The 13,029-nt window shown below is 69.3% G+C and carries 11 protein-coding genes; 6 read left to right on the top strand and 5 right to left on the bottom strand.

Going from position 1 to position 13,029, the window contains the following annotated elements:
- Window positions 1–201: 201 nt before the first annotated feature.
- The 3 genes from AB0J58_RS00325 to AB0J58_RS00315 all read right to left on the bottom strand — a co-directional run bounded on the left by AB0J58_RS00325 (window position 202) and on the right by AB0J58_RS00315 (window position 3,627).
- Window positions 202–2,271, bottom strand: coding sequence for a histidine kinase (locus tag AB0J58_RS00325; protein ID WP_364208162.1), 2,070 nt, complete (start codon window positions 2,269–2,271; stop codon window positions 202–204).
- A 302-nt stretch (window positions 2,272–2,573) separates the two neighbouring features.
- On the bottom strand, window positions 2,574–2,777 hold the full coding sequence (locus tag AB0J58_RS00320; RefSeq protein ID WP_364208159.1) for a DUF397 domain-containing protein: 204 nt from the start codon (window positions 2,775–2,777) through the stop codon (window positions 2,574–2,576).
- The gene (locus AB0J58_RS00315; RefSeq protein WP_364208157.1) at window positions 2,770–3,627 is read right to left on the bottom strand and encodes a helix-turn-helix transcriptional regulator; all 858 of its coding nucleotides are present in this window, start codon (window positions 3,625–3,627) and stop codon (window positions 2,770–2,772) included. The genes AB0J58_RS00320 and AB0J58_RS00315 overlap by 8 nt, the downstream gene beginning before the upstream one ends.
- A gap of 251 nt (window positions 3,628–3,878) precedes the next feature.
- Between AB0J58_RS00315 and AB0J58_RS00310 the strand changes: the two genes are divergently transcribed.
- The 3 genes from AB0J58_RS00310 to AB0J58_RS00300 all read left to right on the top strand — a co-directional run bounded on the left by AB0J58_RS00310 (window position 3,879) and on the right by AB0J58_RS00300 (window position 6,069).
- Window positions 3,879–4,166 (top strand): hypothetical protein, encoded by a 288-nt coding sequence (locus AB0J58_RS00310; protein WP_364208154.1) that lies wholly within the window; start codon window positions 3,879–3,881, stop codon window positions 4,164–4,166.
- The gene (locus AB0J58_RS00305) at window positions 4,163–4,708 is read left to right on the top strand and encodes an ATP-binding protein (RefSeq protein ID WP_364208151.1); all 546 of its coding nucleotides are present in this window, start codon (window positions 4,163–4,165) and stop codon (window positions 4,706–4,708) included. The genes AB0J58_RS00310 and AB0J58_RS00305 overlap by 4 nt, the downstream gene beginning before the upstream one ends.
- Before the next feature lie 755 nt (window positions 4,709–5,463).
- A complete protein-coding gene (locus tag AB0J58_RS00300; protein ID WP_364208148.1) occupies window positions 5,464–6,069 on the top strand; it encodes a Uma2 family endonuclease in 606 nt (201 codons plus the stop codon).
- Here AB0J58_RS00300 and hemL read toward each other — a convergent pair.
- Window positions 6,066–7,364: a glutamate-1-semialdehyde 2,1-aminomutase gene (hemL, locus tag AB0J58_RS00295; protein ID WP_364208145.1), complete on the bottom strand. Its 1,299-nt coding sequence runs from the start codon at window positions 7,362–7,364 to the stop codon at window positions 6,066–6,068. The two genes, AB0J58_RS00300 and hemL, sit on opposite strands and share 4 nt — an antisense overlap.
- Window positions 7,365–7,524: 160 nt before the next feature.
- On the opposite strand from hemL, the gene AB0J58_RS00290 reads away from it, so the two are divergent.
- Genes AB0J58_RS00290 through AB0J58_RS00280 form a run of 3 tightly spaced genes read left to right on the top strand, consistent with a single transcriptional unit; the run spans window position 7,525 to window position 11,530 of the window.
- The gene (locus AB0J58_RS00290; RefSeq protein ID WP_364208142.1) at window positions 7,525–8,751 is read left to right on the top strand and encodes a sensor histidine kinase; all 1,227 of its coding nucleotides are present in this window, start codon (window positions 7,525–7,527) and stop codon (window positions 8,749–8,751) included.
- A gap of 53 nt (window positions 8,752–8,804) precedes the next feature.
- Window positions 8,805–10,892, top strand: a complete 2,088-nt coding sequence (locus AB0J58_RS00285) for a sensor histidine kinase (RefSeq protein ID WP_364208139.1) — start codon at window positions 8,805–8,807, stop codon at window positions 10,890–10,892.
- Complete coding sequence (locus tag AB0J58_RS00280) at window positions 10,889–11,530, top strand: response regulator transcription factor (RefSeq protein ID WP_364208136.1); 642 nt, start codon at window positions 10,889–10,891, stop codon at window positions 11,528–11,530. The genes AB0J58_RS00285 and AB0J58_RS00280 overlap by 4 nt, the downstream gene beginning before the upstream one ends.
- 115 nt (window positions 11,531–11,645) lie before the next feature.
- Here the strand turns inward: AB0J58_RS00280 and iscB are convergent, their stop codons facing one another.
- Window positions 11,646–12,989: an RNA-guided endonuclease IscB gene (gene iscB / locus AB0J58_RS00275; protein WP_364208133.1), complete on the bottom strand. Its 1,344-nt coding sequence runs from the start codon at window positions 12,987–12,989 to the stop codon at window positions 11,646–11,648.
- Window positions 12,990–13,029 lie beyond the last annotated feature (40 nt).

Here is a 13,029-nt window from a genome sequence, read left to right as displayed (position 1 = left end):
GCAGTCCCGTTCGAGGGCCTGCACCGCGCCGAGTCGCTCCGGCTCAGCAGGACCGCGGATGAGGCTAGAGGCCGACAGTGGAGAACGACTTGTAGATCATTGGGACGCCGCGCCTGGACGAGGGAATGGGCAGGTCCTTGAGAACGGCGGTTCTCGGGTTCGCCACGTGGGGAACTCCCGCGATCTTCGTGATCTCCAGACTCAGGGGGCCGACCGCCTGCCGACGGAAGCCGTCCGGTGTTGCCGTACCGGCGACGCGTCGGTCGCGGGAACGGGGAACATCACCTCCACCGTGGTGCCCTCCCCAGGCTCGCCGTTGATGAGGCAGAGTCCGCCCAGCTCCGCGGTGCGCTCGCGCATGGAGGCCAGGCCGACGCCCGAGCGGCGCTCCGGCGACAGGCCCACGCCGTCGTCGGCGATCAGCAGGCGCAGCGCCTCGGGCTCGCGACGCAGCTCGACACGGGCGCGAGTGGCACGCGCGTGCCGCCGGACGTTGGTCAGCGCCTCCTGCGCGATCCGGTAGACGGCCACCTCGACGGCGGCGGGCAGGCCGGCCAGGTCACCCTCGGCGCTCACCTCCGTGGCGGGGCCTTCGGGGTCGGCCGGCCCGGCCAGTGCCTGTACGGCGGCGGCCAGCCCCAGATCGTCCAAGGCGGGCGGGCGCAGGCCGTAGACGATCTGCCGGATGTCGCCCGTGACCGCGTCCATGCCGGAGCGCAACTCGCGCAGCAGCTCGTCCGCCGCCTCCGGCGAGGTCTTCAGGCTGAGGCGGGCCATGTTGATGGTCATGGCCATCCTGCTGAGCGTCTGACCCAGACCGTCGTGCAGGTCGCGGCGCAGCCGCCGACGCTCCTCCTCCCGGGCGGTCAGGATGCGCTCCCGGGAACCCTGCAGGTCGGCCGCCATCCGCAGCGCGTGCGCCACGTCGGCCGCGTACGGGACCAACGTTTCCAGCACCCGCTCGTCGTGTGCGGCGGGGAAGCGGCGCGGGGTGGGCGGGCCGACCAGCAGCCGCCCCACCTGCTCGCCGTGCCAGACCAGTGGTACCTCGCGCGGGGAGTCGCCGACCTGCCCGCTGACCATGCTTGCCACGCTGACCTGGTCCCCCGGCTCGCCGCCGGTCACCTCCACCGCGACCCCCTGTACCGCCAGGCCCTCGCGCAGCACCCCGATCACCGACGCCAGCGCTTGCGCCGGATCTCCCCGGCGCATCTCCTGGACCAGCCGCTCGGCGAGCACGCGTGGATCGCCGACCGGACCGTAGAGCAGGCGGTCGACGGCACGTTGCAGCATCCGGCGCAACGGCTGGAAGAACGCGCCCGTGAACAGGGCGGCGGCGAGCCCGGCGATCTGGTCGTACCCGGACACCATCAGACTCGACAGCGCGGCCACACCGAAGTAGACCCCGCCGACCACGGCCAGTAGCCCCGCGGCGACGAAGGTCCGGCTGATGACGGTGTCGATGCCGTACAGCCGGTAGCGCATCACCGAGAACACCATCGCGACGGGGACGAGCATCGCCCACAGGGTCGACAGCCAGTACAGCTCCGGCACGACGATGCCCACGAGCATGAACACGATGTACCCGGCGAACGCCAACAGCGGCCAGCCGATCTGCCGCCTGCCCACCGGGTCCGCCCGGCGAAGACGCAGCAGCAGGGACAGCGCCGCCAACGGCAGCGTCACCAGGATCCCCGTCCAGGTCAGCACCCCTATCGCCGAGTGGTACGGCGCCAGAGCGGGGATCTGCAGTGGGTTGTGGATGACGACGGGGAACAGGTAGCCCTCAAGCGGCGGATCCGGCCGCACGAACTGGCGCGCGGTCTCGGCACCGATGGACGCCACCCCCAGCAGCACCACCGCTCGCCAGCGCGGCGAGGGCAACCTGCCGTCCGGGGAGTACAGCGGCAGCAGCATCTCCAGCACGAGCCCGCACACTGCCCAGCCCACCTGCGCCGGGAACCTCAGGAGCCCCGCCAGCGCGAGATCCCCGCGTGCCGCGGACGCCAGCATCATCGCCTGGCAGAAGTCGTAGACGGCACCGCCGAGCCCGCCCGCGCACATCAGCCACGCCAGCTTGAGCCGGGGCCGATGCGCGATGAGGAACGCGCTGACCACGGGAAAGGTCACCCCCGCCGCGGTCAGCGGCGTGACCGTCACCGGCGGCAGCCACTCCTCCGGGAGTCCCGCGAAGATCAGCATGGCCGCGACCACGAGCACCGGAGACAGCACAGCCAGGACGACGGCGACCGCCCGGGCTGCCCACGCCATCCCGCCCCTGCTTTCCGGCTCCCGTTCCTGCTTGACCTTAGCGTGCCTGCGAAACCGCACAAAAGATGTGATTCACCGCCATCGTGGCGAAAGGGTTACCAACTGGGAACCCGGTTGCGGGACGTCCGGGTAATGGCCATGAATCCAACGATGTCGCCCCCGACCTGCGAAGGTTCCTTGGGAAACACGATCACGAAACGGCGGGCCAAGCTCTGTCCATGCAGGTCAGACCTGTATCCGTGGGATTTTCCGCGATTGCTGCCGGAACCCCCTCCAGGCAACCCTCTCCACCCCACACATGATCAGGGACGCGTGTCGAAGTCTCCAGTCTTGACGCAGCCCAGGAAGGTGGTCCAGTCACCTAGCGAGAAGACGAGTGTGGCGCCGTTGGGATCCTTGGAGTCACGGACAAAATACTGGTTGGCTACATGAGCCACCTCGACGCAGTTGTTGCCGCTGCCGCTCAGGCTGCTCTTGCGCCACACGGTATTTGTCGGATCAGTCATGAGGTAGCTGCTCCTTCGCCTCGGCGATCAGCCCCATGGATGCATCCGGGGGCAGAGCTGCACCACAGATGCGCTCAAATGCCATTTTATAGCGATCTATCTGATCTGAGCTCTCGATATATACGTCACCGGCGGTGCCCTCCACATAGGCGACGTCGGGATCGACCTCTTCTGCGAAAGACAGGACAGTGAACGCACCCTCCAGCCCAGCGTGTGCTCCAGCACGGTAGGGAAGGACGCGGATCGTCACATTGGGACGGCGCGCCGCGATCAGCAGTGCCTGCAACTGATCACGCATTAGTTCAGGACTACCGATTGGACGGCGGATAACGCCTTCGTCTACTACCGCGTAGAGTTCCGGCGCGTCGGGCCTACTGAGCAGTGTGCGCCGCGCCATGCGAGCCATGACCCGTCGATGGATGTCCTCTGCGTCGTACGGCTCAGGTCTCCCCGCACTGATCACCGCGCGAGCGTAGTCCTCGGTTTGCAACAGGCCCGGGACGAGTTGCACCTCCCATTGGTGGATCAGGGCAGCTTCGTCCTCCAACCCGATATAGGAGCCGGTGAACACATCAGCGTAGGCGGTCCACCAGCCGCGTTGACGGACCTCCTTGGCGAGTTGAATCAAACCAGCACGAACCGACGAACCCGCACCGTAAAGGTCGCAGACACTGGCAACGTCGGAGACACTCGCGCGAGTACGCCCTGTTTCAATCCGACTCACCTTGCTTCGGCTCCATCCGAGACGGATTGCGGCACTCTCAGGGCTTAGTCCGTTTTCTTCTCGCATCTTGCGTAGTTCACGAGCCAGACGTCGGAGCCGAACAGTAGGGCTGCATGTGGGCGACATGCGCCCAGTGTGATGGAGCGACTACTCAGCCGTCTTCGATACTCAGATTAATTTCAATCTGCATTGTGCATTGACAGGCAGCACCATGCTAACGCAACATGACCGCGCAATCACTTTCCGTTGCCCTGGATTGCCAGGAGAGAGCTCCGGGGCGTCGCAAGGCAGGGTGTTCTGCGCATCACTCAAATATGAACATTCCCACCAAAAGCCATCATTACGCGAAACAAATCCGTAGATAGGAGGTCAGTGCCATGAGTGCACGTGATCCGCAAGAACAGTTCATTCATCTGGTGCGACTGAGCTGGGACCTGCGAGGGCTGGGTGTCTGTACCTCGCTGGTCCTGCCTCCGGCGGGGCAGCCGGTGCTGGAGGTCATGTCCGGAGGCGAGACCCGGGTCCGGATCGCCGTCATCCGTCGCGCCTGCGGCTGGACGTTCGTCTGGCGGCCCTGGTGGGCCAGGTTGTGGCGGCCGGGCGAAGGGGTCTGGACCGGAGCCGACAACGCCGCCGACGTCATCGTCTCGGCGGCGATCGCATGAACACGTACCGGCAGGCCGCCTGCCGCTACGAACGCCGGCGAGCGAGCACGGGACGCTGGGCCGTACTGCACCCGCTGGGCCACGCCGAGTTCGCGGGCCTGGCCTGCTCGGTCGCGACGGTCCGCGCCTGGGCACGAGACCTGCTCACCGGCAGCGTCGACGACTCCGCCCTCGACGCCGTGGTGCTGCTGCTCAGCGAGGTCGTGACAAACTCTGTCGTGCACTCCGACTCCGGACGCACCGCCGGAGGGTCGATCACGGTCTGCCTGGGCCTGGGAGGCGGCATGGTGCACGCCGAGGTCATCGATGACGGCTCGGCGACCACCCTGCCCTTCGTACGCGCGACCGGCCCAGACAGCGACGGCGGACGCGGCCTGCTCCTGGTCGAGGCCATGGCCACCGCCTGGGGCACCCACCACGACCCCGAAGCGGGCACCGCCGTCTGGTTCCACCTGCCAACCACCGAAACCACCAGAACCGACCGAGCCAACGGAGCCAACAGAACCGACAGACCTGACGAACCCGGCCCCCTCTCCAACTGACCCACCTGACCACCTGACCCACCTGACCGAAGCCCCTCGCCTGAGGCGTACCCCTCCCTCCGGTCACAGTGGTGACCCCTCCGCTCGCGGTAGCGGCCCGAGCCACGGTGTGCCCTATCAGCGGTGTGGCCCTACAGACGATCACACTCGCCCCTGAGCCAAACCGTCACCGGCAACGACAAGCCGCAGAGGCTGCGGCAAGCCGACCAATGACGACAGGCAGGTCACGATGGGCCCGATGAACTACGGTGAGCCCCCTGCGCTCCTTCCCGCACCGCTGCTTCAGCTACGGCGACGGACCCAGAACGACCCCCGTACGGATCGCTTCAGCGTCGAAGAGCCCAATGGGCGGCCCGCAAGGAAGCGACTACGGCCCGCAGACCGTACGGCGGGACAAGGAGTGCGCGGAGGTGGGTGGGTGCTCCGGGCGGCTTATAAGAATCCGCGACCAGCGCGCCCGCCGGGCCGGAGGCCCGAATCCCCGGACCCGCCACCAACGACGGCCGCCCGGAGCACCCACCCACCGGAGCGCGAACACGTCCGAACCCGCGTCGGCCTACGCACTAAACCAGCCGTTCGTACCGCTGTCGGGCAGCATGGGGCCCGCCGAACAACATCTTTGCCGAGAAAACACGCCCGCCTCGACAGGGGTGAGGTACACCCCCCTGCCTTTGACGACAGAAGCGAGAGAGAATGAATTGAGGGTAACGGAGATGATCTGAATGAACACACCACGTGATGGAGACGATGTTACGGTGACCGACGTGAGTAGCGCACTTGACTACTGGCCGTCTCCACCCCCATGGGGATGGACCGCCGACGATCTCGATCACCTCCCGGCAGAGGGGCCGAACGGCGAACCCGACTTCTTCAAGCACGTCGAACTGATCGATGGAGCTCTCGTCTTCATGTCCCCCCAGAAGCGCTTTCACCAGCGTATGATCCGCCGCCTCAGCGAAGCGCTCGACAGCCAAGCCCCGGAAAACCTGTCAGCGGTCGATCAGATGGACGTCAAGCTCGGACACCGGATGCGCCCCTGTCCTGATATCTCGATCGTCGAGACGACAGCCGCCGATGACGACGAACGTACGTTCTACACTCCCGCCGAGGTCCACCTCATCGTCGAGGTGGTTTCGCCTGAATCCGAGGACCGCGACCGCAAGACCAAGCCGTTCCGCTACGCCGAAGCCGGGATCGCACACTTCTGGCGGGTCGAGAACAACAACGGCAGTCCCGTCGTCTACGTCTACGAGCTCGACCCCGCCACCGGCGCCTACAGCCTCACCGGCATCCACCACGGCAGGTTGACGGTCCCGGTCCCCTTCTCCATCGATATCGACCTGAACAGGCTGCCTCGCTAACCGGAAACGGAAGCGGCGGCCTTGGCGGCGGCGGGAAGCGCCTCGGCGATCCGGGAGAGCGCCTCGTCGTCGTGGGCCGCGGACAGGAACCACGCCTCGTACGCCGACGGCGGCAAGTAGACACCCTGATCAAGCATCGAATGGAAGAACGCCCGATAAGCGGCGGTATTCTGCCTCTGGGCGGTGTCGAAGTCGACCACCCGCTCGTCGGTGAAGAAGACGGAGAACAGGCTCCCGGCACGCTGCAGGCGGTGCGGCACCCCGGCGGCGGCCAGCGCGTCGGCGGCGGCACGGCCGATGACCAGGGCCGCGGCGTCCACCCGGTCGTAGACGCCCTCGTCGCAGGCGCGCAGGGTGGCCAGGCCGGCGGCGCAGGCCAGCGGGTTTCCGGACAGGGTGCCCGCCTGGTAGACCGGCCCCTCGGGAGCGAGGTGGGCCATCACGTCGGCGCGACCGCCGAACGCGGCGGCGGGCAGGCCACCGCCCATGACCTTGCCGAAGGTCATCAGGTCGGCGTCGACCGGGTCGAGCCCGTACCAGCCCGCCTCCGAGACCCGGAAGCCGGTGAGCACCTCGTCGATGATCAGCAGGGCGCCGTGCGCGGTGCACAGCTCCCGCAGCCTGGCGTTGAACCCGTCCAGCGGCGGGACGACGCCCATGTTGGCCGGGCACGCCTCGGTGATCACACACGCGATCTCGGCGCCGAACGCCTGGAACGCCTCGGTGACCGCCTCGATCGAGTTGTAGGGCAGCACCACGGTGTCGGCGGCCGAGGCGCCGGTCACGCCGGGGGTGTCGGGCAGGCCGAAGGTCACCAGGCCGGAACCGGCCGAGGCGAGCAGGGCGTCGACATGGCCGTGGTAGCAACCGGCGAACTTAATGATCTTGGATCGGCCGGTGAAACCGCGCGCCAGCCGTACCGCGGACATGGTGGCCTCGGTGCCGGAGCTGACCAGACGGATCTTCTCCACCGGGTCGACCCGGGCGACGATCTCCTCGGCGAGCTCGACCTCGCCGGCCGTCGCCGTACCGAACGAGGTGCCGTCGTGCAGCGCCTCCTGGAGGGCCTCGATCACGGCGGGATGCCGGTGACCGAGGATCATCGGCCCCCACGAACAGACCAGGTCGACGTAACGGTTGCCGTCCACGTCGGTGATGTAGGGCCCCTGTCCCGAAGCCATGAAGCGCGGCGTGCCGCCGACGGCTCCGAAGGCGCGGACCGGGGAGTTGACACCTCCCGGGACGATCTCACGTGCGCGGGCGAACAGGTCCTCGGAGTTCTCAGTACGGCTCACGCCCACCAGGGTAGTCAGCGCCCGCGGCGCTCCCCGCAGAAAGGCCGCCCGCACGTCCGCCTCTCCCCTGGAGACAGGACCCATGAGACCCAGAAAATTCATTCCAGAACGGGACATCCGCCCCGGGACAACGGGACATCATGTGGGAGATCCTGCCCACATGGCAGTCACGACGCCCCCCGCACAGCCTCCCGCTGCCCGGCCATCCGGCGTCCACGCCGTGCTCAACGGCGTCCTGGTCTACGGCGCGCTGGCGCTGGTCGCCGGCGGGATCTACTCCGGCCTGACCTGGCTGACCGGCACGCTGTCCGGCGGCGAGGACCCGGTGGCCGGGCTCGTCGCGGCGCTGGCCGTGGGCGCGATCTTCCGCCCGGTACGGCTGCGCCTGCAGCGTGCCGTGGACCGGCTGCTCCGCGTCGAGCACGACCCCTACCGGGTGGCCGACCGGCTGAGCCGCACCCTGCAGGAGGCCGTCGACCCAGCCGAGGGGCTGGCCACCGCCGTGGTGCTGGTCCGCCAGGCGCTGCGCGCCGACGGCGTGGCCGTCGAGGTCCACGGGAGCACCGTCACCGACGGCGAGCTGGGAGAACGGCCGGTCGAGACCCCGCTGGTCTGGCACGGGGAACCGGTCGGACGACTGCTCAGCAGCGGTCCCGCCCCCTCCCCGGACCTGCTGAACGCGCTGACCCAGCAGCTGGCCGAGCTGGCACACGCGGTACGGCTCACCGCGGACCTCCGGCGGTCCAGGGAGCACATCCTCACCACCCGGGAGGAGGAACGGCGCAGGCTCCGCCGCGACCTGCACGACGGGCTGGGGCCGACGCTGGCCAGCCTGGCGATGACCGTGGACGAGGCCAGGATCCGGCTGGAACGGGACCCCGAGGCCGTGGAGGGGCTGCTGATCCGCGTGCGCGACCAGATGGGCACCGCGATCATCGACGTCAGGGACCTGGTGTACGGTCTGCGCCCGCCCGCGCTGAAGGACCTCGGCCTGGCCGGCTCGCTACGCTCGCTGGCCGACGCGCCGGGACCGCGGGTGGACATCGCACTGGCCGGTCCGCTGAACAACGTACCCCCGGCGGTGGAGGTGGCGGCCTACCGGATCGCCCAGGAGGCGCTCACCAACGTCCGCCGACACGCCCAGGCCACCACCACCCTGGTACGGGCCGAAGTGGTACGGGCGGACGCCGCGGCGGCGGGCGGCGAGTTGCGGCTCTCGATCGCCGACGACGGGATCGGCCTGCCGGAAAAGGTCCGCGGTGGCGTGGGCCTGCTCTCCATGCGCGAGCGGGCGGCGGAGACGGGCGGCTCGTGCACGATCGGGCCGCGTCCGGGCGGCGGCACCGAGGTCGTCGCCCGGCTACCCCTCGGAACGGAAGCACCGTGATCTCCTTCACCGGCGAAGACCGCACGACCTCATTCACGGACAACGGAGTCGGCATGACCTCCCCCGCGACCGCAGACCCCGTAACCGCAGCCCCCGTGACCGCCCCCGGGAACGGAGCCAGAACGGTCTTCCCCAGGGACGAGGACTCCATGACCTCACAGGCGGACGAAGACGCCACGGGGAACCGGCGGCGGGCGGCGTTGGCCGTTCTCGTCTGGACCGGCGCGGTGCTGGCACCGGTCTGCAACCTCCTGGCGGTCCGGCTGGTCGAGCTGAGCGCCTCGACCTGGCGCGAGGACTTCATCACCCTGGATCCGACGGTCTTCCTGTTCCCGGCCGCCGGCGCGTTCCTCATCACGCGCCGGCCCCGGCTGCTCGTCCCCTGGCTGCTCTGGACCAGCGGGGTGGTCGGCGGCGTCTACTACCTGGTCTACAGCGCCACCCACTGGTTCTACCTCACCGACCCCGGAGGGATCACCCCCTACCTCGGGTGGCTGGCGCTGTGGCTGTGGCTGTGGCACGTTCCGGTGTTCATCTCGCTGCTGCCGCTGCTCTTTCCCGACGGCCGGCTGCCCTCCCGGCGCTGGCGGCCGGTCCTGTACGCCAACCTGGTCCTCATGGTCGGGCACTCGCTGTTCCTGGGACTGGCCCCGGATCCGGAATTCGAGCTCCAGGTCCCGATCGCGAACCCCTTCGGCGTCGAGGCGCTGCGTGAGATCTCTCCGATCGTGGAGTCGTACATCGGCGCCCCGATGATGGCGCTCACCGCGCTCGGCGTGCTCTCGCTGATCTTCCGCTACCGGGCGGGCGACACCGAGCTCCGGCGCCAGATCGCCTGGTACGTCGTCGCGCTGGCGGTGCTCCTGCTCTTCTGGATCCTCCGGGTGGCGACCGGCTCCTGGTTGCTGATGGCCATGGAGACCCTCTTCATGGCCGGAGTGCCCCTGTCGATCATCGCGTCGGTGCTGCGCTACCGCCTCTACGGCATCGACGTCGTGCTCAACCGGGCGCTGGTCTACGGCTCCCTCGTCGCGGTCACCGGAGGCGTCTACTTCGGGCTGATCTGGCTGGCCGGCGCCCTGGCCAGCGACCTGGGCCAGGGCATCGGGCTGATCTCCGCGCTGGCCGTGGGCGCTCTCTTCCACCCTGCGCGGATACACCTGCAGCGGTTGGTGGACCGGGTCTTCGCCGTCGAGCGCGACCCCTACCGGGTCGTCGGCCTGCTCGGCCGTACCGGGCAGGGAGCGCAGGACCCGGCGGCGGCCCTCGGCGAGGCCGTGGCCCTGATCCGCGGGGCGGTGGGAGCCGGCGGGGTCGGCGTCGAGGTCCGCACGGGGCGGGGTGCGACGCGCGTGTTCACCGACGGTGAGCTTCGGCCGGGAGCGACGGAGACGCCGCTTTTCTGGCACGCGGACTGGGTCGGAACCCTGATGGTGTCGGGGGCCCGGCCGGGCCGTGAGCCGATGGAGGTGCTCGCCAGGCACCTCGCCGAGCTGGCGCACGCCGTACGGCTCACCGCCGACCTGCACCGCTCCCGGGAACGCATCCGGTCCACCCGCGACGAGGAGCGCCGCAGGCTGGGCAGGGAGCTGCACGACGGGCTCGGCCCGGCGCTGACCAGCGTCACGTTCGCCCTCGACGAGGCACGGAGAAGGCTCGACACCGACCCCCGGGCCGTCGAGAAGCTGCTGGTCCGGGTCCGCGAGGAGATGATCGCGACGATCGCGTCGGTCCGCGAGCTGGTGTACGGCCTGCGCCCGCCCGCGCTGGACGACCTGGGTCTGGAGGGCGCGCTGCGGGCAGCGGCCGGAGAGACCGCGGTGACCGTGGACGGCCCGCTGGACGACCTGCCCGCCGCCGTCGAGGTCGCCGCCTACCGCATCGCCCAGGAGGCGCTCACCAACGCCCGCCGCCACGCCGGCGCGACCACCGTCCTCATCCGGCTGCGCCGCCTGCCGGGCGAGCTGCGCGTGGAGATCGCCGACGACGGGATCGGCCTGCCCGAGAACCCGGTCGCGGGCGTGGGGTTGACCTCGATGCGCGAGCGGGCGGCGGAGGTGGGAGGCTCATGTGTGATCGGTCGCAGGCCGGGCGGCGGCACGGAGGTGATCGCCAGATTGCCGGTGGAGGAGGCCAAGTGATCACAGTACTGATCGTGGACGACCACCCGGTCTTCCGGCAGGGTCTTCGCGGCCTGCTGGGGGTCATGGACATCGAGGTCGTCGGGGAGGCCGCCGACGGCCAGGAGGCCGTGGCGCTGGCCGCCGAGCTCCAGCCCGACGTGGTCGTGATGGACCTGCAGATGCCCGGCGGCAACGGCATCGAGGCGACCAGGACGATCATCAGGACCAGCCCGCGGATCGGGGTGCTGGTGCTGACCATGTTCCGCGACGACGACTCGGTGTTCGCCGCGATGCGCGCCGGGGCACGCGGCTACCTGCTCAAGGAGGCCGGCGCCGAGGAGATCGCCCGCGCCGTACACGCCGTCGCCGCCGGCGAGGCCATCTACGGGCCCGAGATCGCCCGCCGCGTCCTGGCCTACTTCACCGGCATGCCCGATCCGTCACGCACCGCCTTCCCCGAGCTCACCGAGCGGGAACGGGAGGTGCTCGGGCTGGTCGCCCAGGGCAAGGGCAACGGCGAGATCGCCGGGATCCTCTCCCTGTCCGGCAAGACCGTGCGCAACCACGTCTCCAACATCTTCATGAAGCTCCAGGTGGCCGACCGCGCCCAGGCGATCGTCCGCGCCCGCGAGGCCGGCCTGGGGGGCTCTCCCTGACCGGTCGGCCTCTCCGTACCAGAGTCACCAGAACCTCCCGAGGATGCCCCGGTCTTCAGGCCGGGGAGGAATCGGGAGCGAGAGGGCCGCCAAGGCCCGAGCATGCCCTGACCGGTCAGTCATGTCGATCGGCTTCTTTCCGGGTCGTGTAGCCGTAGCCGTCCGCGCGTTGAAGGTGACGGACATGGCGGTGGTTGATCCCGATGATGCGGCCGTGCCGGGTGGTGATGTCGAACGAGCCGGAGGAGCGGACCAGGACTCGCCCGAGGTGAACCCCGGCCTTCTTGCCTGCCGGGACGTTCGCGCGGACCAGGTCGCCGGTCTGGAAGCCGTGGTGCAGTTTGGTCCGTGGCCGGACAAGGCGGGGGAACCCGTATCGGTCGGGGACGGTGCGGGCGTAGCTGCCGCGCCCGGTCGCCGCGACCACCAGGAGCATCGGCGGCCAGGCGGTCACGCTCTCCAGTTCACCGACGTGCAACGCGTCCAACGTGTGGGACTTGGCGGCGCCGGTACGCGACCGGTTCCACTTCGTACGGCCGCCGGAGGCGGTGTGAACGGGCAGGCCGGTGGCTTCCAGGGCCCGCCACAGCGCCCACCGGGTGGCGTTCACGGCGGCGGCATCGCGCAGCGGAGCCTTCGCCTGCTGGAGGATCCTCGCCAGCAGGGTGGGCCTGTCGTTGAGAAATTCCTCGATCGGGGTGGCGTTCTTGGCCTGGTTGCAGCCGATGCACGCCAGGGCAAGGTTGCTGATCCGGTCCGAACCGCCCCGGGAACGAGGGTGGATGTGATCGATGTTCAACGGCACATTCTGCTTGCCGCAGTACGCGCACGTTTGACCCCATTTGGCGAGCAGGTATTCGCGGACCTCGTACCCGGCCAGGGTGCCCTGCTGGTATTCCATGCCTTCCAACGGCTTGCCCGCCGACAGGGCGTGGGTGTCGAAGGAGACCTTCTCCACGTGGACGGCGGCCACAGGCGCCCACCGGGTCAACCGCGCCGCCCACGACACGGTGGTGTCCACCCGGTGGCGCAGCGACGGCGCCAGCCACCCTTTCGGCTTGGTCCGGTTGAAGAACCGGCGAGAACGGTAACGCAGGTTCCGCGACCGCCTACCCCGCCGGTACGCGGCCCGCGAGGCGAGCCTGTCGCGGATCAGCGTGCCTCGGTGGTCGAGCTGGATCGCATACCGTCCGGCCCGGCCCTCGTTATGTTCGGTGAACACGGCCAGGCCGGTGTGCCTGGAGCCGGGGTCGATACCGACCTGCACGCCTTCGACGGTCGAGGTCGCCACATCGCGGTCCTTAAGACGGATGACGAACGGGGTATGACGCACCACCACCGCACGCCCGGCCGCCAGCAGGCGACGGGCACGGGCAGGATGGCAGGGATCGAGCGGGTGGCCGCGCTTGTCGAGGACGAACACGACCGGGTGAACCTCACGGTTCGCTCCCTCGGACACCGAAGCGCCCTCGGGGTGACGCCGAGCAGATCGGGTGCCG

The organism is Streptosporangium sp. NPDC049644 (genome assembly GCF_040675205.1).
GTDB lineage: Bacteria > Actinomycetota > Actinomycetes > Streptosporangiales > Streptosporangiaceae > Streptosporangium > Streptosporangium fukuiense.
Note: the sequence above shows the minus strand (reverse complement) of the source record. Positions and strands in the feature narration are given on the sequence as shown.